The organism is Rhodanobacter sp. C03 (genome assembly GCF_002001175.1).
GTDB lineage: Bacteria > Pseudomonadota > Gammaproteobacteria > Xanthomonadales > Rhodanobacteraceae > Rhodanobacter.
Window position 1 is genome coordinate 37621 of sequence record NZ_MUNT01000016.1, and the last position, 25894, is coordinate 63514.

Consider the following 25894-nt stretch of genomic DNA (forward strand, 5'->3'; position numbering starts at 1 on the left):
CGAAGTCAGGCAACTCGAGTCGACTGGGCCATCGCGCACCGGGCCCGAGGCTTTTCAGTGCTTCGCGTCCACTGCCGGCACAACGAACTTACGAGGTTCATTATGAAAGCGCTTGTTTACCTGGAGCCGGGGAAGAAGGCTCTCGAAGATCGCCCGATACCGGAGATTACTGCACCCACGGACGCCATCATCAAAATCCTCAAGACGACGATCTGCGGAACGGATCTGCACATCCTCAAAGGCGATGTGCCTACCTGCGCGCCAGGCCGGATACTCGGTCACGAAGGCGTCGGCGTTGTCTCAAAGGTCGGTTCCGCTGTCACCGCTTTCAAGCCAGGCGACCATGTGATCATCTCGTGTATCTCGTCGTGCGGGAAATGTGATTACTGCCGCAAGGGGATGTACTCGCACTGCGTCAATGGGGGCTGGATCCTCGGCAACACGATCGACGGCACGCAGGCCGAATACGTTCGCATTCCCTACGCCGACACCAGCCTTTACCACATTCCCGTCGACGCTGACGAAGAGGCCTTGGTGATGTTGAGCGACATTCTGCCCACTGGCTTCGAATGCGGCGTGCTCAACGGCAAGGTGCAGCCGGGATCAACCATCGCGATCGTGGGTGCCGGACCCATCGGATTGGCAGCGCTGCTGACGTCCCAGTTCTATTCGCCAGCGGGAATCATCATGGTCGATCTGGACGACAACCGCCTGGAAGTGTCCCGGCGATTTGGTGCCACCGCGACTATCAACAGCGCCGATGGCAAGGCGGTCGAGAAAGTGCTGCAGCTGACGAACGGCCGGGGCGTCGATACCGCGATCGAGGCCGTTGGCGTCCCACCCACCTTCGAGCTGTGCGAAGAGATCGTGGCACCTGGTGGCATCATCGCCAACATCGGCGTGCATGGCACCAAGGTAGATCTTCATCTGGAGCGTTTGTGGGATCGGAACATCGCGATCACCACGCGGCTCGTCGATACCGTGACAACACCGATGCTTCTTAAAACCGTGCAATCTCGGAAGATCGACCCGACGCGGCTGATCACACACCGATTCACTCTCGCCAAGATCATTGATGCATACGAAGCATTTGGCCACGCCGCGGAGACCCATGCGCTCAAGGTCATCATCGAGGCATAGGGTTGGTTTTTTGGTGCGTATGGGGATCCCGGTTACTTCTTCCAGGCTATACGCGGACATCACGATCGGATTACAGGTCTGCTCCATTGTCGTTTTTGCATCGGTGGTACCACATGCAAGGTCAGCACCCTCCGCAGAATTCGGTCAGGACGTGATCATCCAAAACCAGGGCAGCGGTTTCAAGGCAGGAGAGTTGCGTCATGAGATCGTGCCCGCTCTTTGGGCACGTGTGCGACCCTGATACATCTGCCAAATCTCGCGAACTGTTGGTGCCTGCACCAGATTTTGCCATCTCGTAAACGCAAAATCGCGGGAAGCGCAACGCGTTATCATGGTCTTGACCGTCTCGCAGACAGCACGCCCGCGTTGTTCGCAGAGACGATACGGACGAATCACGAAGGGCCGATTTCTCCACCTTAGGCCGCCACAAATACAGGGATAAGGTCACATCCATCAACCTGTGCATGGCCGGAATCTGGTGCGGCTTGAGCAGTGACGGCAGGCGTCGCAACAACACGTTGGTGCGACCTGTGTGGACCTTGGTAAATGAATACCTATTGATTGCGAGATCGAAAGCTGCCACCAGCACCGAGCCGAGGGGTGGCATTCGCGACCACAGCGAACTCCAAGGCCATCATGTCAACCTATATTTACGGCTCTACTCAGACAAGCCGGCGATAATTTGTTTCCGAGCCTATAAATGAGTTTCTTAGTCTCAATATTCTTGATTCAACAGTGGAGTAATCACTTGTTCGAGACGTATGACTGTCCATGCTGCTGAGTCGTCTTTCCAGCCATCGTCGACTAATCGCCCCTTTCGATCGATGGTGAAGCTGACTGGCAGACGCCAGATGCGACCGTAGCCTTGCACATGTGGGTCGCCGAGTAGACCCACTGGAAAGCTCAGGGTGCCCGCCGCGGCGCGGACCTGGTCGAGTTCATCCGGTGTGTTGAGGCTGAAGCCGAGTACGACCAAACCTTGCTGCGCATGGTCCCGTGCATAACGCGAGAGCAGTGGTAACTCCTCCCTGCACGGTTGGCACCACGTTGCCCAGAAAGTCACGATCACCACTTTGCCGCGCAGATCGTGAGTATCAATCTGCTTGCCGTCGAGTGTGGTTAGTGTGATCGGAGGCGCCGTCTGGCCAATGACAAGTGTGTTTGCCTGTGTAGGTGAGAAAGTTGAAAGTGCCAGTGCCAACGCAGTCGCGAGCACGATGCGAGGCCAAAACACCTTTGTGGTGAATATCGGTACTCGCACAGCAGGGCGATCCTCAAACAAGATGCGAACCGCTATGTGGCGGCACTCCGAATCTAACTGGTACGCACGTTACGATTTGCATAGTCACAACGCCAAGCTGATTCCCATCGTGCCGGTCCAGCCCGGAAACAGCTGGTAGCCCGCCAAATGGCTGTAGACCGGGACCTGCACGAAGGCGTAGAGCTCCAACTTTTTAGTGATGCTCGCACTGATGCCCGGGCTGAGGTAAGCCACCGTGCCGGCAGTGTCAGGCTGGTCGGCTAGCGCACCCTGATCCGCACTCTTGTGCAGCAGGTTGATCTGCAATTGAGGGACCCAGTTTGCGTGCGCCTCATAGCGCACACCAAAGCTCATGGTGGCCAGGTTGCCGGGCCGATAGTTGCCACCAGCGGAGCTGAGCTCTTCGGAAATCGCTGCTTGAAACTGACCGTCTATGAAGGCGTCAAAGTTCTGACTGATCGGTTGGAAGTAGTAACCGCCGACGATCAGATCGGTGCTTCCAGTGCCCGCCTGCAAGCTTGTATCAAGGGATTGGCCGACGCCGGGACCATTCTTGAACAGCACGGGAGTACCGACGAAGCGGCCATCGGCGGTCTGACCACCGTAGTTGCCGGTCGGTAGCTTGACGCCGAACTGGATGCCGAGATTGTGTGTTGGCAAGAATCCTTGATAGCTGCCAAGTAGCTTCATGTCGCCCAAGCCGGATACGCTGGCATTGCTTAGCTGATCGGGTGCACTTTCAGCGGATGTGTAAGGCTGAAGTTGAGTGCCGTACGTGGAGTGGTCGCGCGTTACGTAGGGAATCAACAGCGAGACTCCCCAATCCGCATTAAAGCGATAGTCCACGGAAAGGTTCACATACTGGTTGGCCGTGCCGTGCTCGATTTCACCGCCGCCAAGCGAGGGATCGGAGGGTTGATTGACCACTTGCTCGAGGTTTGCCCTGTGGCTACCGGTGCGAAGCTCATCCTGATCGATATAGGTGTAGTCGACGTTGATACGCCAGCCCGACTCCGATGAGTAACCGGTCGCAGCGTCTGTGCTCAAAGTGCAGCCGCACGTCGCACATGCCTCTGCGGTGAGCGGTATACCACTTAGCATCAGTACCCCAAGGGCGACAACCAATGGTTTGGTAATTAGTGGCATGAATGGCATCACGGTCTGATCCAAAGGACGGCGTCAATTTTCATGGGGTGATCACGGGTTCCAGCAGATCTATGGTCATAGCGCAAATAAACCTCGGCTAAGCGTTGACATTTCCGTGCAACCTCCTTGTCAATCCAGCGAGGATGCGTTTTCTCAATCTGAAAATTGGATTATGTGATCCCTTGATTGCTACTACCTGGCCAGCGCCAGTGGGAAGGTCAGTGGCTAGTGAGCAGCAGCAAGGGGGCTTCAGGTGGTACTCCTTGTGCGGTCTGCAAGCATTCTGGTGAGTGTCATCACCAAGACTCTTGACCGACGTCATATTCAGTTGCGAAAACGTCGGCACTGCGACCCAATGCCACATCTCTCGCACATGAATACATGGATGGAAAATACGAACTGTTTCCACCGCGGTAACTGTGGAGTTGCCGCTCAGATCGCTTATTGCATATCTTCAGCGAGGAAATCCGCGCGCGTGGTCAAATAGCGATCTGATTGGCGCGGCGGCGCTAGCTGTTCCTCGAGCATTTTGGCGAGTTTTTGTTCACGTCGCCGTCATTGGCGAAATGGAAAGCTCCTTGAGCTTGGCCGCCCGCATTGGATGGTCGGAAACCACTTGTTGTCAACGGTATATGGCTTCGCTGCCGTATCGCGTGGTCGTGCCCGAAATAAATCCTTTGGTGTGGCATTCGGTCACGGGCCGAGAACGGTTGAAATTGATCGATATCAAGAACAGACGCGTCGTGGTCGCGCAGACTTCTACCCACGTGATGAATTCGCAAGAGGTGTGTATTTCAGTGTGCGAAAGGTCGATTTGTACAGATGCGGTTATCGTTGGAGCCGGCCCCGTAGGGTTATTCCAGGTGTTCGAGCTTGGCCTGCTCGGGGTCAGCGCGCACATCATCGACTCGATGCCACAGGTTGGTGGTCAATGCATCGAGTTGTACCCCGACAAACCGATTTACGACATCCCGGCGGTACCGGTGTGCAGTGCACGTGAGTTGATCGAGCGGCTTCAGGCACAAATTCGACCGTTCGCCCCGCAATTCCACTTGGGCGAGACGTTGACCACGGTCGATCGCTTGGAAAGTGGGCGCTTCAAGGTAACCACCAGTGCTGGGACCACGTTCAACACCGGAGCACTGATAATAGCTGGCGGTCTCGGGGCATTTGCGCCTCGCAAGCTCGCATTGCCTGACATCGAAGGTGTGGAGGGTCACGCGGTCCACTACAAGGTTATCGACGCCAGCAAATTTGATGGTAAGGACATTGTGATTGCCGGCGGCGGTGACGCAGCACTGGATTGGTCACTGGCACTGGTCGATCGTGCCAATAGCATCGTGCTGGTGCATCGTTCGACCAAGTTTCGGGCGGCACCCGCCCACGTCAAACGCATGCAGGAACTGTGCGACGCCGGTCGCATGCAATTCTTCGAAGGCGACATCGTGGGACTGGATGCGCCGGAAGGCGAGCTGAAGTGGGTACGTGTACGGGCACGCAGTGGTGTGGTGCAACGGATCGAGTCTGAGCAATTGCTGGTCTTCTGGGGATTGCATCCGGCACTCGGGCCGATCGCGGAGTGGGGCTTGCAACTCGATCACCAGCAGATCGTGGTCGATACGGCCACGTTCCAAACATCGAAAGGCGGCATCTATGCAGTTGGCGACGTGAGCACCTATCCCGGCAAGAAGAAACTGATTCTTTCTGGTTTTCACGAGGCGGCGTTGTGCGCCTTCGCCGTAAAGGAACACCTCAATCCTGGTGAGAAGGTGCATCTGCAGTACACCACGACCAGCCCAATTATGCACAAGCGCCTAGGCGTTGTGGTTGGTGCCGATGGCGCACCCATCGTGCCCGCGGCCAGTCCGGCCAGCGCCGGCTTGACCACCGATGTCGCCAGCAATACGTGAAATGCGTGCCAGCACGCGGTATGCGTGTGTGAAATGAAGCGACACAGTCCCAGGAGAAACCCATGAAAGAGAACAGCAATGAATTCGATGCTAGCCGTCGCACCCTGCTGAAGAGCGGCCTGACCATGGCGGCAATCGGGGCCGTGGCAGCCACCGGTCTGCTGAAATCCGCACCGGCGCATGCACAAGCCTTGGCCCCCCAGGCCACGATGATGTACCAGTCCACACCGCACGGTAAGGATCAATGCGACAACTGCATCCACTACGTCCCGGGCAAGACGCCAAAGTCCAACGGAACCTGCAAAGTTGTTGCAGGAAGTATTAGCCCCACCGCATGGTGCGTCGCCTATGCGCGTAAAGCCTAAAGCAGCGCGTCAAATGCTTTCCTGAAGATACTGTCTGGTTCGTTTTGCAGCCACTGGAGGCTGACGTCATGCATGTCCCGGAAAAAGCTGACGAGCCTCGGTCGCCCGGTCGCCGAAAACTCCTCAAGGCCTTCGTCGGTGTGGCAGCGGCCGGAGGATTGGTCGGAGGATCAGGCTGGTTCGTGCTCAAACGGGGACGGAACCTGTTCGAGGTGCGTCGTGAGCAGACGCTTATGCAGACTTCGGTAGCAATCACCTGCCTGGCCGACGACGTTGACAAGGCGGGCGTCGCCATTGACGCCGCGTTTCAGCGAATGGCCAGTACTGTTGCGGTGCTGACGCGCTTCGACCCGGCCGGTCCGGTGGCGCGCCTGAACCGTGATGGCCGTCTGGAGAATTTGCCGCCGGAACTCAGGGACGTTTTGCATCGCTCATTGGCGATTTCAGCGGTGACTGACGGTGACTTCGATATCAGCGTGTTGCCCGTCCTGGAGTACTTCGAATCGATGCGCCAGCCCGCCGTACTCGATGCGGGTGATCGTGTACAGATAGGGGAGCGAGATCATCTGATCAATTATCGCCGAATCGCGCTGGATGCGCAGGGCGTACGGTTCACCCATCCGGGTATGTCCGTCACATTGGACGGGCTGGCGAAGGGGTACGTCATCGACCAGGGGATTGCCTCGTTGAGAGAGTCGGGTATCGAAGACGCCCTGGTGGATGCAGGTGGCGATCTGCGTGCGATCTCCGGTAGCGATTTCAACCGTCAGTGGCACATCGGCATCGTTGATCCCGGCGACATCAACAAGGTTGCAGCCGTCGTGACAATACGCAATGCCGCACTTGGCACGTCCGGCAATTACCGGATCTTCTATTCGTCCGACAAGACGCTTTTCCATGTGATCAATCCACATACGGGTTATTCCCCACTGAATTACTCCAGCGTCACGGTCATGGCGGAGACCTCGGTGGATGCCGATGCAATGAGCGTCGCCGCCGCTTCGATGCCGGTGCCGCGGTTGCGCGAAGTGATGGCCTCGCAGAACGATCAATGGCTGGTCTTCTCCAGGGACGGTAGCAGGAGCTGGCGTTCGAAGGATCTCCCGCAAGTTTCGGGCAATCCGGAGGTGGTCTGACGTGCGCACACGGCCACCCGAAAGCCCTGGTCTTTCCGGGGTATTGCACACGGCCAAACTCGCCAGGAGGCTGCTCCTGCTTTGTGTGACCTGCCTGCTGATGCTTGTTTCCATGGAAGCCATCGCAGGCGTCGATCAGAAATTTCCCGAAGTGCGTGGCTACTTTCCCAGCGCAACCCGATTCGCGGATATCTCCGGAAAGCCGCCGGCAGCACCGGTCTACGACGGTGACAAGGTTATCGGCTACGTGTTCGAGTCGGTGATGGTAGCGCCGGTTCCGGCGTATTCCGGTGATCCAATCAATATCCTCGTGGCGATTGACCAGACTGGCAAGATCCTCGGCACCAAGGTTCTCGAGCAGCATGAGCCGATCCTACTGGTCGGCATTCCGGTGCAGCGACTTTACGATTTCGTTGAGCGTTATGTCGGCCACAGCGTCAAGGACAAGATCGTCGTCGGTGGAAGCGATGTTCCCGGGACTACAAAAATTGATGCGATCAGCAGCGCCACCGTCACCTCGATGGTGGTCAATGAGACGATCATGAATGCAGCGCTGGAAGTAGCCGTGTCGCGGCATCTGGTGACCGGTATGCCGGCCACCGAAAATGCGCTGGCCACCATCCGGGCCGACTATCTCAAGAAGGCTAATTGGCAGCAGCTGACGGGGAACGGGGCTTTCCGCCAGCTGAACATCACTCGAGGGACGGTCATCGATGCCTTCAAGGGGCAGCCCGAGAGCGGCTTGGTCGACGATCCGACCGCACCATCACCGGGTCATGAGAACGACACCTTCATTGACCTCTATTACGCCGACATCACCCCGCCGACTGTAGGCAGAAACCTGCTCGGCGACGCCACCTACAAAGCGATGATGCAGAACCTCAGTCCCGGCGATGAAGCGATTGCGGTCGTCGCCAACGGTGTCTATTCGTACAAGGGATTGGGCTACGTGCGCGGCGGCATCTATGACCGGCTGCATATTGTCCAAGACAGCAAGTTGTTCCTTTTCAAGGATACTGATTACGTGGCGCTCGACAACCCGGAACTGGCCGGGATGCCGAGCTTTAACGAGAACGGCATTTTCATCCTGCACCATGGACAGGGGTTCAATGCCGGTGGCCCATGGACGCTGCAGCTGCTGGTCAGGCGGCAGATCGGGCCGCTGAAAAGCATCTACAGCACGTTTAGCGGGGGCTACCAGATCCCTGCCGACTACGTCATCCAGCCGAAGGTCAACAGCAGTCCGATTCCTGATGACGCTCCATTGTGGGTGAAGGTCTGGTACGGCAAGCGCTTCGAGATTGCCGTGCTGGTAGCCGGACTGCTCTTCCTGTCGCTGATCCTGATTTTCCAGGACTGGGTGGTCAAGCGTCCAAAGCTGCTGGAACGCGTCCGTGTCGGCTTTCTGATCTACACCGTCGTGTTCATCGGCTGGTACGGCCTGGCGCAGCTTTCGGTGGTGAACATCCTGACCTTCGTCAATGCGGTGATCCACGGCTTCCACTGGTCCATCTTCCTGATGGATCCCCTGATCTTCATCCTGTGGACCTTCGTGGCGGTGTCCCTGCTATTGGTGGGGCGGGGCGTGTATTGCGGCTGGCTGTGCCCGTTTGGCGCCATGCAGGTGCTGATCAACAAGGTGGCGTTGAAGTTCAAGGTGCCGCAACTGGAACCACCACCGTATGTGCATGAGCGGTTGTGGGCGATCAAGTACATCATCTTGCTGTTCCTCTTTGGCCTGTCGCTGCAGTCGGTGGGTCTGTCCGAGCGCTTCGCGGAGGTCGAGCCGTTCAAGACTGCGGTCAATCTGCACTTCATGCGCTCCTGGGGCTTTGTTCTTTACGCGGTGATCCTGCTCGTCGCGGCAGCGTTCATCAACAAGTTCTTCTGCCGCTACATCTGTCCGCTAGGTGCCGGCCTTGCTGTTTCAGGGCGCTGGCGCCTGTTCGAGTGGCTGCGTCGGCGCAAGGAGTGCGGACATCCCTGCCAGATCTGCGCCAACGAGTGCGAGGTCAGGGCGATCAGTCCGCTGGGTCCGATCAACTACAACGAGTGTCACTACTGCCTGGACTGCCAGGTGACCTACGAAGACGACCACAAGTGCCCACCTCTGGTCGAACATCGAAAGAGAAAAGAGAAGGCGTCACGCCCGTTGCCAACGCGTGTCGTCACCACAGATGCAGGAGACACTGATGCACAGGCAGAAAGACCTAGGTAGGCCAGCAATCTGGTTGGGATGCCACTAATTTTTGAGGAGCGATAGCAATGAGCGACAAGACAAACGAACAGAATCCGGAATTGAAAGCCGGCCAGTTCAGAGCGCTGACGGAAGAGGAGATTGCCTCGCTTCCTGGTTCGCCGGGGAACCTTGGCCGCCGTGGTTTCATGAAAATGGGCGCACTGGCGGGTCTTGCCGGCGTCGGTGGCACGCTGCTAGCCGGATGCGGCCGCGCGTCGACGGGCGAACAGCCCGTGTCGAGTAAGGCCCCCGCCCCTGCAGCCACGGGCATGCCGGAGGATCACGTTGCGCCGGGCAAACTGGACGAATACTACGGTTTCTGGAGCGGCGGCCAGTCCGGCGAAATGCGTATTCTGGGCCTGCCGTCGATGCGTGAACTGATGCGCATCCCGGTGTTTAACACCGACTTCGCCATCGGCTGGGGCATCACCAACGAGAGCAAGCGGGTATTAGGCGAGAACTTTCCCCGAGGTGGTGACCTTCATCATCCGCATATGAGTCAGACGAACGGTCATTACGACGGGCGCTACCTGTTCATGAACGACAAAACGGGCTGTCGTATCGCACGCATCCGCTGTGATGTGATGCGCACCGACAAGATCACCAGCATTCCCAATGTAGCGGACGTCCACGGCCTGCGCGTGCAGCGTGAGCCACGCACCGGTTACGTGTTCGCCAACTCGGAATTCAGAGTTCCCAGTCCCAACGACGGCCGTGACCTGGACGATCCGAAGAAATACCAGTGCGTTTTCACGGCGGTGAACGGCGACACCATGGAAGTGGCATGGCAGGTCATCGTCGATGGGAACCTGGACAATACCGATTGCGATTACGACGGCAAATACGTGGCCTCGACCTGCTACAACAGCGAGGGGGCCGTGGATCTTGCAGGCATGATGCAGGGCGAGCGCGACTGGGCCGTCGTGTTCAACATCAAGCGCATAGAGGCGGCAGTCAAGGCCGGCAAATTCAAGACCATCGGCACGTCCAAGGTGCCAGTGGTGGACGGACGCCATGGTTCGGAACTGACCATGTACATCCCGGTCCCGAAGAACCCGCACGGCCTCAATTCCAGCCCGGACGGCAAGTATTTCGCTGCCGCCGGCAAGTTGTCGCCGACGGTCACCCTGATGGCGTGGAGCAAGGTCGACGACTACTTTGCCGGCAAGCTCAAAGATCCGCGTGATGCTGTGGTGGCCGAGCCACAACTGGGCCTAGGGCCATTGCATACGGCTTACGACGGTCGTGGCAATGCGTACACCACGCTGTTCATCGATAGCCAGATCGTAAAATGGAACATCCAGGACGCGATCGACGCCTATGCGGGCAAGAAGGTCAACTACCTGCGCCAGAAGCTCGATGTCGCCTACCAGCCTGGCCACAACCACACGTCGCTGGGCGAAACGCGCGATGCGGATGGCAAGTGGCTGGTATCGCTGAACAAGTTCTCGAAGGATCGTTTCCTGGCGGTCGGCCCACTGCATCCGGACAACGATCAATTGATCGACATTTCCGGCGACCAGATGGTGCTGGTGGCGGATGCACCGGTCTTCTCGGAGCCCCATGATGCCGTGATCATTCCGAGCCGACTCATGGCGGGCAAGATCAAGCGCATTTGGGATCGCAAGGACCCGTTCTTTGCCGAAACCGTCGCCCAGGCGACGAAGCACGGCATCGTTTTGGAGAAGGACAGCAAGGTCATCCGCGAGGGCAAGAAGGTCTTTGTCTACATGACCAGCTCTGCGCCGACGTTCGGTCTGAACAGCTTCACGGTGAAGAAAGGCGACGAAGTGACTGTGGTGGACACAAACATCGACGACATCGAGGATCTGACCCACGGATTCTGTCTCAGCAACTATGGCATCAACATGGAGATCAGCCCGCAGGAGACTTCGTCCGTCACCTTCATCGCTGACAAGCCAGGAGTCTACTGGTACTACTGCACGTTCTTCTGCCATGCGCTGCACTTGGAGATGAGAGGCCGGATGTTGGTGGAAGCGTGATGAACGGCTGGATCCGCCGGAGCCTGTGTTCTGGCGGGTCAGCCTCATCCTCAGCTCGAGGTGTCCGTTGAACTTCCGCAGCCTTTGGCCTCTGCTCTTTCTCCTGCTTGCTGCATCTGGTCTCTGCCTGGCGGCGCAAGCGCCGTATTCCCTTGAGAAGACAATCGCCGAGGCGACGGCGGGGACGGTGGTTAACGTACCCGCGGGTGTTCACCATGTGCACCTGCACCTGAACAAGTCGATATCGCTCGTGGGCAGCCCCGGAGCAGTGCTTGATGGTGATGGTTCAGGCGATGTGATACGCGTGTCAGCATCTCATGTGCGTATCAATGACCTGACGATCCGCCACTCCGGTACGGACCTGACCGCGATGAATGCCGGTATCTACATTGACCGTGCGGTGGATGATGTGGGCGTCTCAAACAACAGGATCGAGAACGTGCTGTTCGGTGTCTATCTGGACGGTGCCAACCATGTGGTGGTTAACGCCAACACCATCGTTGGCGTGCCGCAATTGCGCGTGTCGGATCGGGGTGACGGGATTCACCTGTGGAATGACACCGGGTGCACGATTTCCGGGAATGACGTGAGCAAGACCCGGGACGGCATCTACGTCTACGTTAGCCCGGACAACAAGATCGAAAACAACCGGATCCATGACGTGCGCTACGGCGTCCACTACATGTATTCCAAACGGAATTTGTTAGAGGGAAACATTAGCTCCGGCAACACCGCAGGCTTCGCCTTGATGGCATCCGATCATCTGCGAGTCATCGGCAATCAGGCGTATGACGACATGTCTTACGGGTTCCTGCTCAACTACATCAATTACAGCGAGATTCGCGGCAACGAGGTGCGCAACATCCAGGGACAATTCGATACCGATGGTCAGGTCGTCGACGGTGCCGAGGGCAAGGCAATCTTCGTGTACCTCTCCCAGGGCAATACGATCACGGACAACCTGCTGGAGCGTTCGCGTATCGGCATCCATGTCACCGCAGGTTCTGACCAGAACAATATCTACGGCAATGCCTTCGTCGACAACCAGACCCAGGTCATGTATGTGCAGAACAATTCGGAGGAATGGTCACAGCACCACCGAGGTAATTACTGGAGCAACTATTTGGGCTGGGATCTCAACGGTGATGGCATCGGTGATGTCCCTTACCGGCCTAACGATGGCGTCGATGTACTGCTGTGGAGATATCCGAGCGCACGGGTATTGATGTCGAGCCCCTCGATCCTGCTGATGCGTTATGTGCAGCACGCGTTTCCAGTGTTCACTCCGCCCAGTGTGCAGGACAGCTTTCCTCTGATGAGGATTCCCGAAAACTTGAGAGCGCGAGCAAATGATTAACGCTATTGATATTTCCGCTCTCGGCAAGCAATACAAGGGCGTCGCTGCCTTGGCCGGTGTCTCGGCGACCGTGCCAATGGGTAAGGTGGTTGGTTTGCTGGGCCACAACGGCGCCGGGAAATCGACCCTGATTAAGCTGATCCTGGGACTCATCGCACCGACCAGCGGTCACGTTGAGGTGTTGGGTCAATCCCCATGGGGGAGCAACGCGGTCTCGCTGCGTCGTCGCATCGGCTATCTTCCCGAGAGCGTGGCGTTCTACGGAAACCTCACCGGAAATGAGGTGATCAACTACCTCGCGAGCCTGAAGCGTGCATCGCGGGAACAGGCGAGTAAGCTGCTAGAGCGCGTCGGCATCGCGTATGCCAGGGATCGCCGGGTCTCCACCTATTCCAAGGGAATGAGACAGCGTCTGGGCCTAGCGCAGGCGCTGCTGGCAACTCCCGAACTCGTCGTGCTGGATGAACCCACCGGGGGACTCGATCCGCAGGCTACGCGCGAGCTCTATGACATAGTCGGCGAGTTGCGTGCCGAAGGGCACAGCGTGCTGGTGTCGTCACACGTGCTGGCTGAGCTTGAGCCGCACATCGACAGCGCTCTGATCTTGCGCCAGGGCCAGCTGCTCGCGGCGGGCAGCGTTGGCGATCTTCGCCGGCAGTCAGGGTTGCCCGACATCGTCGTGGTGCAGCTGAAAGACGCTGCCGATCCGGTCGCCTTTGCTCGGGGACTGGATACATTCGCGCTGACACACGATGTGCGGTTCGACGGCCTGTTCGAGATCCAGATCGCCGAAGGGGGCAAGCTGGCCCTGCTGCAACGGCTTGTAACAGACCCTGCTGTCGAGGACATTGTGGTCAAAGAGGCATCGCTGGCGCGCCTGTATGACTATCTTGGCGCAGGCACAAAACAGCAGGGGAAGCAAAAGCCATGAGCAGCATCCTGATCATTGCCAGGAAGGAGTTTCGCGACGACTTCCGCAATCGCTGGACGATTGCCGTGGCGTTGCTGTTCGCCGTGCTGGCCCTAAGCATTGCCTACTTTGGAGGCGCCGCGGCCGGCAAGATAGGCTTTACCTCGTTCGACGCGACTTTGGCCAGCCTGACCACGCTGGCGGCCTTCGTGATTCCGTTGATCGGCCTGTTGATCGCCTATGACATGGTGGTTGGCGAACAGGACAACGGCACTCTGTTACTGGTACTCAGCTACCCGATATCGAGAGTCGAACTGGTCGCAGGCAAGTTCGTGGGTCACTGCTGTGCGCTGGCGACGGCTACCCTGGTGGGGTTCGGCGTGGCGGTGGTGATCATTCAGATCATGCAGCCCGAGGCGCGAACCTCAGGGGCCTGGCTCAACATGGGGAATTTCGTGCTCAGCGCTTCAATGCTCGGGGCAAGCTTCGTCGCATTGGCCAGCGTGATCAGCGTGATCACCCACGACAAGGCGCGTGCGGCAGGCTTGGCCCTGGTGACTTGGTTGGGCACGGTGATCATTTTTGACCTCTGCCTGCTGGCCATCCTGGTCTTCAGCGGCGGCAACGAGTGGGAGCAATCTCTCTTCCCACATTTGCTCTACCTGAATCCGATCGACGTCTTTCGGCTGATCAACCTGACCACGCTCGGATCGGGCAGCGGCAACGAGCTGTTCATGGGAATGACGGCGACCCACGTGTATCGCCCTTGGGTGCTCTACCTGGTCATGTTGCTGTGGATTGTCATTCCGTTTGAGCTGGCGCAGTTTCTGTTTCGTCGAAAGGAGGTATGAAAATGCACACGTCGCGCCCGCGCTGCAAGGGGAAGGGCGGGGCCCTCGAGTTCTTGTTGGTAGCCTTTGTTGTCCTTTCATTGGCTGCTTGTGAGAGCAGGCAAGCGCCAGCACCACAGGTCGCGGTGGACATCCATAAAGGCGATGTCTGCGCGGTCTGTGGGATGTACATCGAGGCCGGCCCCGGGCCGCGTGGGGAGGCCTATGTTCAGGGTGACAAGTTCCCCCTGAAATTCGGCTCAACCCGTGATTTCTTTGCCTATATCCTGCAACCGGAAAACATGACAAGGCTGCAGCATCTGCTGGTGCAAGACAGCGCCCGAATCAATTGGCAGCACCCCTCCAACGAGGCCAATACGTTTGTCGATGCGCGTAAGGCCTACTACGTGGCTTGGCAACCACTGAGTGGCTTGATGGGACCAACGTTTGCATCGTTTGCCTCCAGGCAGGATGCCGAGGCATTCGTTAGCAAGCACGGCGGAGAAGTATTGCGATTTCCCGACGTGACTCCCGAGCTGACCTCGATGCTTGGGTATAGCTGCCCGACTCAAGGCTCACCGGAATTTGCCTTGGCCAAAGCTTGTATTAGGCCACCTCATTCTGCTGATTCGCCGTGGGCTAAGCAGGAAGAACTCCCTGATCTGCTGCGCATGTCGAACTCTGCTCCGCATGAGATTGATTCAGGGCAGCGAAAGAGGCAGCTCCCTCTGCTTGACGGGAAATCGCACTGACATAGAAGGTACCTCTGTTGCGTGCGAACGCTAGGCTGATGCAATGGCGGCAGTATTCTGCCTGGTTACCGTCGGCTCGCTGACGTCAAATGCCTATTAGATTGGCGAGTGGCCTATTCGCGAATTCTTTCAATCTTGAACATTTGGCATCGAATCATCCTTGTAGTCGTGGTTGTGTTGGTTTTTGATGCAAGCAAGTTGAGCCGTATGGGCCGGATTTGGGGTCAGCTATTCGGAGGCTTAAGAAAAACATGAATGGTGAGGAAGGGCGGGATCTTGGGGCGCAAGACCAGTTGGCGGCATAGGCTCTGTCTGAAAGCAGTGTTGGACAAGACAATCGTGGAAGCATCAGCAAGCCTTAGGGGTGTCTGATGTTTGTTGCCAATATTGGCAAACTGATTTTTCTTGTGTTGATTGCGCTGATCGTTCTTGGCCCCGAAAGCGGCCCATCGCAGCGCACGCCGTAGGTGAGGCTATGCGTCGAACGCGGGCGGCTGGAATAGCGTTCGTGCCGAGCCCTGGTGAACCTATTCTAACGAAGCTTCGCCGTACGTTACGCGGATGCAGTTCGAGAAGCACCGGCAAGCCGATCCGACCAAACAAGCCGCCACTGATCACGATTATGAGGTGGAAAATTTAGGAGCAAGGTCAACCAGCAGCAGACCCTAGAGGTACTCGATTCAGCGAAAGTCACTTGGGATCGTTGACCACATCGAGTGCACGTTTGGTCAAGCGGTGTGTTCGCTAGCGACAGTCAGGCGAATCTGACGATCTTCACGCAAGTGAGATGCCGTCGTCAGTCGGTATCGCACAAGTTGCGCTGCGGTTGAAATTCCAAAGATATTGCTGTGGTTTGATCTGCATCAATGGGACTACGCCCTGTGTGGACCAGGATATGCACATTCTCTGAGATGTGCGATGAGCAGTGAAAATGTGAAAATTCACGTCATAGGCCATAGTGTGCTGACAGCGTTGGGTTGGGTTCCGCTCGAGCTATCTCGTGTGGATCGCGCGCGTGCGGATTTGCTCACTCAGCAGAAAGGTAAGGTCACGGTCGAATATTGCGATCTGACTTCTGGCAGGACATGCGAGAGGCTCCTATGAGCGCAGCACAGCCGTTCTCGGCATTGGAGTCACGCGACCACACGCTGGATGCTTGCTTTCTTGGTCCCTATGGTGAGAACGACGCACTTCTGGAAAGGTTGATCGTCGAGTTCCTGCGCGACCACGTGTATTGGCGGCGCAATTTTCATCCGGAGGATCCACCGGCTATTGCCACCGGCGCAGCCCAACACCCCGACTACCTCGCTTTTGAATCGCGCATGCGTCGCGAGCTCCATCTTTTGTCCGCGGCACTGAAGAAATCAGTGCCGTTCCACAGCCCTCGTTACATCGGGCATATGGCTTCGGACCTTCTGTTACCAGGGCTGGCAGCACAGATACTGACGCTGCCGTACAACCCCAATAACGTCAGCGAGGACGCTGCGCCGGTCACGGTTGATATGGAGGTGCAGGTTGGACTTCAACTGGCACGCATGCTCGGTTATCCGCACGATCCGGTGCAGCCGGCCTGTGCCTTCGGGCATCTGACCTCGGGCGGTACGTTGGCGAACTACCAGGCGCTGCGACTCGCACTTGCGCTAAAGGCATTCCCGGTTGCGCTTCGTGCGGCGCGTGTGCCGCAACTTGAATTGCCACCAGATGATTGGAGCGCCTTCAATCTTTCTCATGCTGATGGCATCGCAGTTCTGGAAGCGTGGCAAACCTGGCTGGCGGCGCAGCCGCCGACCGAGCGGGCGCACTGGCTGAAACGAGTGGACGATGAGCGCGTCGAACAACGCGGTCTGGTCGGCTTCTTCGCCGCGCACCCGCAGCTGCGCGTGCCACTAGTGCTGGCGCCGGTAACCGCGCACTACTCATGGAGCAAGGGGCTGAAGCTCCTAGGCCTCGGGCGCGACCAATTGGAGCTTCTGCCGACCCGAGGCATGCGGTTGGATCCTTCTGCATTGCGGGGCACCCTGGAACGCTGCGTCCGCATCCGGCAGCCGGTGCTGATGTGCGTGGCAGTGTTAGGCAGCACAGAGTACGGCACGATTGATCCGATAGATGAGGTTCTAGCTGCACGCACGGAAGCTCAAGCACATGGGCTCGGCTTTTCGGTACATGTGGATGCAGCTTGGGGTGGCTACTTGGCCACGTTGTTCCGTAACGAGAATGGCACCCTGCGCGGGCGAGAAGAGGTAGCCACTGAGTACGTACAGTTCCCAACGCCAGCGGTGCATGCGGCATTTGCCGCACTGGGCGACACTGACTCGGCTACAGTAGATCCGCACAAGCTTGGTTACTTACCCTACGGCACGGGCGCCTTCATTTGCCGTGACCATCGCGCGATGGCGTTGCTGGCCGAGCGCGCTGACTACGTGTTCCATACCAGCACGCCCAGCGACTACCTGGCTCGTTACCGTAGCCTCGGCCAGTTCATTCCAGAAGGTTCCAAGGCTGGCGCGGCGGCGGCCGCGGCGTATGTGACCCACAAGGTACTGCCGCTGGATCACCGCCATTTCGGCCGCTTGCCGCGCGCCACCATACGTGCCGCCGAGGCGTTCTACGCACGTGCGCAGCGGTTTGCACTGGATCTGGCTGACTGCGTGCACGCGCTGGTGCCGTTCGCGCCGGACAGTAACTTGGTCTGTCTTGCGCTCAATCCGCGCGGCAACACATCGCTGGCTGGTGCCAATGCATTCGTCGGTGCGCTGCACGACACCTTGCGCTGTGATCCAGGCCAGCCGCTGCAATTGAAGGAATTCTTCGGCTCGGTAACCAGTCTGCGGCCGGAGGAGCTGGGGCTGGTGGAGACGGCACGCATTCTCAATGCCTTGGGGTTGGATCTGGCTACTCTCAATCATGACGGCGAAAACAGACGCCTGCTGATACTGCGTCATACGCTGATGAACCCGTACCTGATCGATCATGAGAACGGCATCAGTTATATCGATCGCTACTTTGAATTCCTCGGCCGGCGCGTGCAGTCGCTGACCGTTACTGACGCCTCTCGCCCGACGTTGATCAGGAAGGCGGGCATTGGATAGGATCCTGAAATTGGTCAATCCACAACGCGAGTTCGAACGATGCTGGGTGCACAACGCGCTGGCGAAGCTGGCGCAGGAGTCGGCCCGCTCGGCCGACACGCATCTACTCAAGCTTAACTTCCCCGGCTTTCACGGAATCGACTTCTACTTTAAGGACGAAGCCGCGCACCCCTCCGGTAGCCTCAAGCACCGGTTGGCACGCTCGCTGTTCCTGTACGCACTGTGCAATGGCCGACTGTGCGAAGGGCAAACCGTGGTCGATGCCTCCTCTGGCAGCACTGCAATTTCGGAAGCATGGTTCGCGCGATTGCTTGGACTACCGTTCATCGCAGTGATGCCAGAGGGTACTGCGCCAGGCAAGATCCGCGACGTGCATGCGCTCGGAGGCGAGTGCGACCTCGTCAATGACCCGTCGCAGGTACATGAGCGGGCGATTGCGCACGCGAAGCGCGGCGCCTGTCATCTTGACCAGTTCGGCCTGGCCGAGCGGGCTACCGACTGGCGTGGCAACAACAATATCGCAGAATCGATCATCGGCCAGCTCGTTTTGGAGCCCAGACCGGTGCCAGCGTGGATCGTCTGTGGTGCCGGAACTGGTGGTACCTCCGCCACCATCGGGCGCTACCTGCGCTACCGTCGGCTCTATACGCAGCTGTGCGTAGCCGAGCCGACGGGCAGTGGCTTTGTGCATGGCTGGCGCAGCCGGGATCCCAACGTCAGGGCAAGCCAGCCGACGTTGATCGAAGGCATTGGCCGGCCACGGGTAGAGCCAGGATTTTTGTTTGATTTGGTCGATCGGGTGATCGAGGTACCCGATGCCGCCTCGATCGCCGCCGCTTGGCTTCTGGAGGAGCTGTTTGGCCATCGCTACGGAGGCTCGTCCGGTACAAATTTGGTTGCTTGCCTGAAGCTTGCCGCATCGATGAGGGCCCACGGCGAACATGGCAGCATTGTCAGCCTGCTGTGCGACCGTGGTGAACGTTACGCGCAGACGCTGTTCGATCGAAAGTGGCTGGCCGCACGTGGTATCGATATTTCGACGTGGGACGCCGCACTGCGCTCTACCCTGCAAGATGGCCGCTGGCGCATCCCGGGCAATGGCGCGATATGAAACGCAATCAATACGTCTACATGCTGCCTGCCGTCATATGCCGCCGCGCCGATTCGAGAAAGCCGACATGTCGTTAGCCAACTTAGGCTTTGGCCGCTTCGGCAGGACCCTGTGCGATCTGCTCATCTACGATGTGCAGGATGGGCGTGCCTATGATTCCTGTATGGCGCTGCCTGCTAGGCCTGCCGAGGCCTCCGCAGCCGAGGAGGAGCGCGTGCGCTTGCTGGCCGAGCTGGAATTGATCCATCAGCAAATCATAGATCATGCCAGTGATGAGAGTCTGGCCATTCCCCAGCCACCGCAGGCATCGCCGTGAGCTTTCACAACCTGCGTAGCTTTCTCTCGCGACTGGAGGGAGATCGACAGCTAATCCGTGTGAATGAAGCGATTGATCCGTACCTGGAATCAACCGCGCTTAGCGAGCGCGCACTACGCGAAGGTGGCCCGGCATTGTTGATGGAGCGGCCGCTGGGTGCTTCGCACGCGCTGCTTGGCAATCTGTTTGGCCATCGCTCAAGGATCGAGACAGCGTTGGCCGGAAGGCCATTAGCATCCCTGCGTGAATTGGGGCAGCTTCTGGCTTCGATCAAGGAGCCGCGCTGGCCATCCAGTCTGCGCCAAGCCCTGGCGACATGGCCGGAGCTGGCGCAACTAGCCCACGTCGCACCTCAGTACGTGCATGAGGCTGCCTTCGAGTACGAAGGTGTAGAAGGCGGCGACATCGACCTCTCGCGCCTGCCAATCCAGCATTGCTGGCCCGGGGATGCAGGGAAGCTGATCACGTTCGGCCTAGTGGTCACCCGTGGCACGCGCAAGGCACGGCAGAATGTGGCGATCTACCGGCAGCAGGCGATCGGAACGAATCGAGTAATCATGCGTTGGCTGCCGCATCGTGGGGGTGCGCTGGACTATGCCGACTGGGTTGCCTCGCATCCGGAGCGCCCATTCCCTGTGCTGGTGGCGGTCGGGGCTGATCCGGCGACAATGCTGGCGGCGGTGGCGCCGGTGCCAGACACGTTGTCTGAATTCGAATTCGCCGGTTTGCTACGTGGCCAGCGCACCCGCGTATGGCGCAGCGAGCTGACCGGCCTTGATGCGCCGGCCGGTGCCGAAATACTGTTGGAGGGTTTCATCTACCCGGGCGACACCGCGTTGGAGGGGCCGTTCGGTGACCACACGGGCTACTACAACGCGCAAGATCACTTTCCCGTATTCACGATCGAACGCATGCGCTTGCGCCGGGACGCGATCTACCATGGTAGTTATATGGGACGCGCGCCGTACGATGAGCCATCTGTGCTATCGATGGCGTTGAACGATATCTTCGTGCCGATTCTGCAGAAGGTATTTCCGGAGATCGTCGATTTCTTCCTGCCGCCGGAAGCATGTTCCTATCGCATCGCGGTGGTCAGCATCCGCAAACAGTACGCTGGTCACGCACGGCGAGTGATGATGGGCGTGTGGTCCTATCTGCGCCAGTTTACGTATACCAAGTTCGTGATCATCACTGACGACGACATCGACGTACGCGACTGGTCGGCCGTGATCTGGGCAATTTCCACCCGTGTCGATCCAGCACGCGACACGATGCTGGTCGAGAATACTCCGATCGACTATCTGGATTTTTCGAGCCCTTCCGCCGGCATCGGCTCGAAACTCGGTCTCGATGCGACCAACAAATGGCCGTCCGAAACGGTGCGTACATGGAGTAGGCCGATCGTGCCGGATGCCGCCGTTGCACAGCGCATTGACGTGATGTGGGCCGCAATGCAGGCCACCCGCGTGGCCGGTTAGGCGTCGCAGGCTTCCAGCTCAAGGGCTCGCAGTGGGCGTAGCGGTCCGCGAGCTCGACCTGCATTGTGCGGTAGGGTGCTTCCACTGGCCATGGCGGAGTGCCAACCATGCCCACTGTGAAAGTACCGACTGTGCCGAACCGCAGCGATGTCGGCGAGCATGAGTTTCACCAAGCCAACTACCCTATCTGATGACCATGCCCGATTTGACGCACATCAAGGCAACTGCTACCTGCACGCGCCATGATGCGGTCTGTTCGATTTCCCAAGGTGCGTGCGTATGCAACTGGTCTGTCCCGCAGGCAATTTGCCGGCATTGCAGGCGGCAATTGATGCCGGTGCGGATGCGGTCTACGCGGGCTTTCGCGATCAGACCAACGCGCGTGCCTTCCCTGGTCTCAATTTTAGTGACGAAGAGCTGAGTGCAGGGATCGACTACGCGCATGCGCGTAGTCGCAAGGTCTATCTGGCGCTCAACACCTATCCAGATAGCGTACGGCTGGCGCACTGGCAGGCGGCTGTGGACAAGGCGGCGGAATTTGGTTGCGATGCGATCATTGCGGCTGAGATGGCGGTGCTCGACTACGCCACACGTACCCATCCAGGGCTGGCGCGACATCTATCGGTGCAGGGTTCGGCTACCACTGCGCCCGCGTTGCACTACATGTACGAGCGCTTTGGCATCAGTCGTGCCGTATTGCCACGGGTACTTTCTATCCAGCAGGTGGAGCGACTGTGCATGAATTCGCCGGTGCCTTTGGAAGTCTTCGGATTCGGCAGTCTATGCATCATGGTTGAGGGGCGCTGTCAGCTGTCGAGCTATGTCACTGGTGCTTCGCCGAACCGTCACGGCGTGTGTTCGCCGGCCAGCTTTGTACGCTGGGAGGAGGAGCAAGACGGCCGACGCAGTGTCCGCCTGAACAAGGTGCTGATTGACCGATTTGAGCCCGCGGAGCCAGCGGGCTACCCCACAGTGTGCAAAGGACGCTTTGACGTCGGCGGTGAGGTATTTCACGCACTTGAGGAGCCGACCAGTCTCAATACCTTGGAGTTGCTTCCTCGGCTCGCTCAGGCAGGGGTGACGGCTCTGAAGATCGAGGGCCGCCAACGCGGTGTGGCCTACGTGAGTTCGGTCACTCGCACTTGGCGTGATGCACTGGATCGTTACCACAGATCACCGCAGGACTGGCAGCTGCAAGCGGACTGGCAACGCTCGCTGTCAGCACATGCCGAGGGTCACCAGACCACGCTCGGCCCCTATCACCGTCATTGGCACTGAACCGATGAATACGATGAAACTAAGCTTGGGACCATTACAGTATTTTTGGCCCCGCGAGCGCACTTTGGCCTTTTACCGTGAGGCAGCGCAATGGCCCATTGATATCATCTATCTCGGTGAGACCGTATGTAGCAAACGGCGAGAGATGAGCACTGGGGGCTGGATCGCACTGGCTGCGGAACTTAGCGAGAGCGGTAAGCAAGTCGTGTTGTCATCATTGGCACTGATCGAAGCCGAATCTGAACTCGGCGCACTAAAACGGTTGGTCAGTGACGGTAACTGCTGGATCGAGGCGAACGATCTCTCCGCAGTGCAGTTGTGCCGCGAGCGTGGCGTGCCCTTCGTTGCCGGTCCATCGCTCAATGTCTACAACCATCGAGCACTCGCATTACTGATGGAAGATGGTCTGCATCGCTGGGTTCCTGGCGTGGAGCAGGGCGAAGTGCTGTTGCGTGAGCTTCGCGCGGCGATGCTCGCTGAGAACCTCACGATGCCGGAACTTGAGGTGATAGCGTTTGGTCGACTGCCACTGGCTTACTCAGCGCGCTGCTTCACCGCGCGTGCCCTAGATGTTGGCAAAGATCAATGCGATTTTCGTTGTATTGAATACCCCGATGGCATGCCGCTTGCCACTCGCGAGGGTAGACCGTTCCTACGCATCAACGGCATCCAGATCCAGGGCGAGGAAGTCACCGATCTCGGTCCCCAGTTGCCTGCACTTCGCGAACTTGGCGTCGACGTGCTTCGTTTATATCCGCAAGTTAGTGGCATGGCCGATGTCGTGGCGCACTTTCACCTTGCGCGTCGCTCGCCAGTGGCGCCGCCGCGGATCGGTATACGCAACGGCTACTGGCACGGCGAGCCGGGAATGCAGATGCTCCACACCGCTGTCTGAGGGCAGCGGTGTGGGCAGGCGCAATCTTCTCGTCGATCAAAACGCGTAAAGCAGCACTGCAAAGAAATGGCATGTTGTGCCGGCAAGGACAAACAGATGCCAGATGAAATGGCTGTATCGAATCCTACCGTCTAGCACGAAGAACACCACGCCCAGGGTATAAGCCAAACCGCCAGCTCCGAGCCAAAGCAGTCCATTTGCCGACATGTGTAGCCACAGCGGCCGGATGGCGATCATCACCACCCATCCCATGGCGACGTACATAAGGGTGGACACGCGTGGAAATCGCGGACCTACCATGGCCTTGAACACCAGCCCCGCCAGAGCCAGGCTCCAGATTACGCCGAGCATGGTCCAACCCCAGCCTCCGTGAAGCACGCCCAAGGTGATTGGCGTATAGGTTCCAGCGATCAGCAAATAGATGGCTGCGTGATCCAGCGCTCGGAAGATGGCCTTGAGCCGTTGGTGTGAGATTGCGTGGTAGAGGGTTGAAGCAAGATAGAGCAGGACGGCGCTGCTGCCGAATATCGCCGCTCCCACGATCGCCGAGATGCCACCCACGTGCTGCGCATGAATGACCAGGATGGGTAGGGCGGCGATAGCCAGCAACAAGCCAAATCCGTGACTGAGACTGTTGGCGATTTCCTCGCCGAGGGTTTGGTGCCGCGTGATGGCGCTGACTGACGTTCGTGGCATGTGATATTGGCCCTTGCTATGAATTTCAAAATGAATCTATTTGTGCGGCACGGAAGGGACAGATCTGATATCAGAGTCCCTGTCATCAGCCGGGTTTGGAGCGCAGCTCATCGGCTCGACTGAGCTGCCGCCACCGTAGCGATCGCCAGATTTCAGCAAATGCAAATGGTAGGGATAGTCTTGCAAGGGGTGACACGTGGGTGCCCCCGCCCAGGCAGCTGATAGCTGTCAAACCCGCGCAAATACCAAGCTAGCGTTGGTGCCACCGAAGCCGAAGCTGTTGGACATCACGGTGTTCAACGTCGCCTGACGCGTCTCTCGCAGGATGGGAAATCCCTCGACGCGCGGATCAAGCTCGACGATGTTGGCGGACCCTGCCATAAAGCCATCCCTGAGCATCAATAGGCTGTAAATTGCCTCATGCACGCTCGCCGCGCCGAGCGAGTGCCCCGTCAAAGCCTTGGTTGAGGAGATTGCCGGTACGGATTCTCCGAATACCTCGCGGACAGCCCTCAATTCCACAATGTCGCCCATCTGGGTGGCGGTGCCGTGGGTGTTGAGGTAGTCGATTGGCAACGTCACGCCCTGCATTGCCATCCTCATGCAACGCACTGCGCCTTCGCCTGATGGCGACACCATATCGGCTCCGTCCGAGGTCACCCCATAGCCGACCAGTTCGGCATGGATGCATGCTCCCCGCGCCTTTGCATGCTCGTATTCCTCCAGCACCAGCATGCCGCCACCGCTGGCGATGACGAAGCCGTCGCGACCCGCATCGTAGGGGCGCGATGCGGTTTGCGGCTCGTCGTTATAGTTACTGGACAAAGCGCCCATCGCATCGAACTGCGCGGTCATACCCCAGTTCAGTTCTTCGCCGCCACCAGCAAACATTACATCCTGCGCACCATGACGGATCAGGTCTGCTGCCGCGCCAATGCAATGGCCCGAGGTGGCACATGCCGCGGCGATCGAGTAGCTCAGGCCGAGAATGCCGAAAGCGGTGGCGAGTGTTGCTGACACTGTGGAACACATCGTGCGGGGTACCATGTATGGACCGATCTTACGTACACCCTTCTCGCGCAGAAGGTCAGCAGTCTCAATCTGCCACTGTGCTGAGCCACCGCCGGAGCCGGCGATCACACCGCTGCGCGGATGGCATATCTGTTCGATGGCAAGACCAGCATCGGCAATGGCCGCTCGCATCGCCACGTACGCATTGGCCGCTGCATCACCCATGAAGCGTTTCAACTTACGGTCTATCACCGCATTGAGATCGATCTGCGGCACGCCGGCGATTTGGCTGCGTAAGCCGCGAACGGCATATTCTGGAACGGCGCGAATTCCGCTGCGTGCTTCGCTCAGTGCGCAAGAGACAGCATCCGCGGCGTTGCCAAGGCAAGACACGATGCCCATGCCGGTTACCACTACGCGGCGCATCAGAAGCCCTCCGTCGACTGGAACAGGCCAACTCGCATGTCGGTGGCTACGTATATAAGCCGGTCATCGACATACGTTTTGCCATCTGCAATCACCATGGACAGCTTTCCACGTAGCACTCGGCGGATATCGATCTCATAGCGGATTAACTTTGCACTCGGCAATACCTGTCCGGAAAACTTCACTTGGCCCACGCCAAGCGCCCGACCGCGACCGGGCTCACCCAGCCATGGCAGGAAGAACCCACTGAGTTGCCACATCGCGTCCAAGCCAAGACAGCCTGGCATCACAGGGTCACCGTCGAAATGGCAGCCGAAAAACCACAGGTCAGGCCGGACATCCAGCTCTGCAAGGATGACGCCCTTGCCGGAAGCGCCACCATGTTCATCAATACGGGTGATGCGGTCGAACATCAGCATGGGTGGCGACGGTAGACGAGCGTTGCCGGGACCAAAAAATTCACCGCGGGCACAGGCAAGCAGTTGAGCGTAGTCGAACGAAGAAGGTCGGTTCATGGCCATGTTTGCAGAGGAAGACCTAACCAG

21 protein-coding genes are annotated in these 25894 nt (G+C 58.4%); 16 read left to right on the forward strand and 5 right to left on the reverse strand.

Translation table 11 applies throughout. The annotated features are described in order from the left end of the window. The first annotated feature begins 102 nt into the window (after positions 1-102). Complete coding sequence (locus tag B0E48_RS17015) at positions 103-1140, forward strand: zinc-dependent alcohol dehydrogenase family protein (RefSeq protein WP_077439584.1); 1038 nt, start codon at positions 103-105, stop codon at positions 1138-1140. A gap of 715 nt (positions 1141-1855) precedes the next feature. On the opposite strand, the gene B0E48_RS17020 is transcribed toward B0E48_RS17015, so the two are convergent. Beyond that, the gene (locus B0E48_RS17020) at positions 1856-2422 is read right to left on the reverse strand and encodes a TlpA disulfide reductase family protein (protein ID WP_254424011.1); all 567 of its coding nucleotides are present in this window, start codon (positions 2420-2422) and stop codon (positions 1856-1858) included. A 63-nt stretch (positions 2423-2485) separates the two neighbouring features. Further along, entirely contained in the window at positions 2486-3556 is a 1071-nt protein-coding gene (locus B0E48_RS17025) for a transporter (RefSeq protein WP_139350353.1), read from the reverse strand. A gap of 569 nt (positions 3557-4125) precedes the next feature. Between B0E48_RS17025 and B0E48_RS17030 the strand changes: the two genes are divergently transcribed. From B0E48_RS17030 to B0E48_RS17100, 15 genes are all read left to right on the forward strand, one after another. Beyond that, positions 4126-5457: an NAD(P)/FAD-dependent oxidoreductase gene (locus B0E48_RS17030; protein WP_254424012.1), complete on the forward strand. Its 1332-nt coding sequence runs from the start codon at positions 4126-4128 to the stop codon at positions 5455-5457. A 62-nt stretch (positions 5458-5519) separates the two neighbouring features. Beyond that, a complete protein-coding gene (locus tag B0E48_RS17035; RefSeq protein WP_077439587.1) occupies positions 5520-5822 on the forward strand; it encodes a high-potential iron-sulfur protein in 303 nt (100 codons plus the stop codon). Between the two features lie 68 nt (positions 5823-5890). Further along, a complete protein-coding gene (locus B0E48_RS17040; protein WP_077439891.1) occupies positions 5891-6958 on the forward strand; it encodes an FAD:protein FMN transferase in 1068 nt (355 codons plus the stop codon). A 1-nt stretch (position 6959) separates the two neighbouring features. After that, the gene (locus B0E48_RS17045; protein WP_254424013.1) at positions 6960-9176 is read left to right on the forward strand and encodes a NosR/NirI family protein; all 2217 of its coding nucleotides are present in this window, start codon (positions 6960-6962) and stop codon (positions 9174-9176) included. A 47-nt stretch (positions 9177-9223) separates the two neighbouring features. Next, complete coding sequence (gene nosZ, locus B0E48_RS17050; protein ID WP_077445419.1) at positions 9224-11200, forward strand: TAT-dependent nitrous-oxide reductase; 1977 nt, start codon at positions 9224-9226, stop codon at positions 11198-11200. A 67-nt stretch (positions 11201-11267) separates the two neighbouring features. After that, a complete protein-coding gene (locus B0E48_RS17055) occupies positions 11268-12557 on the forward strand; it encodes a nitrous oxide reductase family maturation protein NosD (RefSeq protein WP_077445417.1) in 1290 nt (429 codons plus the stop codon). Continuing rightward, a complete protein-coding gene (locus B0E48_RS17060; protein WP_077439590.1) occupies positions 12550-13488 on the forward strand; it encodes an ABC transporter ATP-binding protein in 939 nt (312 codons plus the stop codon). Before B0E48_RS17055 ends, B0E48_RS17060 begins: the two co-directional genes overlap by 8 nt. Then, positions 13485-14318: an ABC transporter permease subunit gene (locus B0E48_RS17065; protein WP_077439591.1), complete on the forward strand. Its 834-nt coding sequence runs from the start codon at positions 13485-13487 to the stop codon at positions 14316-14318. The genes B0E48_RS17060 and B0E48_RS17065 overlap by 4 nt, the downstream gene beginning before the upstream one ends. Positions 14319-14320: 2 nt before the next feature. Further along, positions 14321-15049, forward strand: coding sequence for a nitrous oxide reductase accessory protein NosL (locus B0E48_RS17070; RefSeq protein ID WP_139350355.1), 729 nt, complete (start codon positions 14321-14323; stop codon positions 15047-15049). A gap of 1100 nt (positions 15050-16149) precedes the next feature. Next, on the forward strand, positions 16150-18138 hold the full coding sequence (locus tag B0E48_RS17075) for a pyridoxal-dependent decarboxylase (RefSeq protein ID WP_077445415.1): 1989 nt from the start codon (positions 16150-16152) through the stop codon (positions 18136-18138). Continuing rightward, a complete protein-coding gene (locus B0E48_RS17080) occupies positions 18131-19249 on the forward strand; it encodes a PLP-dependent cysteine synthase family protein (RefSeq protein WP_077439594.1) in 1119 nt (372 codons plus the stop codon). The genes B0E48_RS17075 and B0E48_RS17080 overlap by 8 nt, the downstream gene beginning before the upstream one ends. Positions 19250-19316: 67 nt before the next feature. Next, entirely contained in the window at positions 19317-19565 is a 249-nt protein-coding gene (locus B0E48_RS17085; RefSeq protein ID WP_139350349.1) for a hypothetical protein, read from the forward strand. Then, positions 19562-21043, forward strand: a complete 1482-nt coding sequence (locus B0E48_RS17090; protein ID WP_077439596.1) for a UbiD family decarboxylase — start codon at positions 19562-19564, stop codon at positions 21041-21043. Before B0E48_RS17085 ends, B0E48_RS17090 begins: the two co-directional genes overlap by 4 nt. A gap of 279 nt (positions 21044-21322) precedes the next feature. Continuing rightward, positions 21323-22321: a peptidase U32 family protein gene (locus B0E48_RS17095; protein ID WP_077445413.1), complete on the forward strand. Its 999-nt coding sequence runs from the start codon at positions 21323-21325 to the stop codon at positions 22319-22321. Positions 22322-22325: 4 nt separating this feature from the next. After that, positions 22326-23216, forward strand: coding sequence for a U32 family peptidase (locus B0E48_RS17100; RefSeq protein ID WP_077439598.1), 891 nt, complete (start codon positions 22326-22328; stop codon positions 23214-23216). A 36-nt stretch (positions 23217-23252) separates the two neighbouring features. Here B0E48_RS17100 and B0E48_RS17105 read toward each other — a convergent pair whose 3' ends face one another. The 3 genes from B0E48_RS17105 to fabA all read right to left on the reverse strand — a co-directional run bounded on the left by B0E48_RS17105 (position 23253) and on the right by fabA (position 25864). Beyond that, the gene (locus tag B0E48_RS17105; protein WP_077439599.1) at positions 23253-23912 is read right to left on the reverse strand and encodes a hemolysin III family protein; all 660 of its coding nucleotides are present in this window, start codon (positions 23910-23912) and stop codon (positions 23253-23255) included. Positions 23913-24140: 228 nt separating this feature from the next. Then, a complete protein-coding gene (gene fabB, locus B0E48_RS17110) occupies positions 24141-25349 on the reverse strand; it encodes a beta-ketoacyl-ACP synthase I (protein ID WP_077439600.1) in 1209 nt (402 codons plus the stop codon). Next, on the reverse strand, positions 25349-25864 hold the full coding sequence (fabA, locus tag B0E48_RS17115; protein ID WP_077445554.1) for a 3-hydroxyacyl-[acyl-carrier-protein] dehydratase FabA: 516 nt from the start codon (positions 25862-25864) through the stop codon (positions 25349-25351). Before fabA ends, fabB begins: the two co-directional genes overlap by 1 nt. Between the last annotated feature and the right edge of the window lie 30 nt (positions 25865-25894).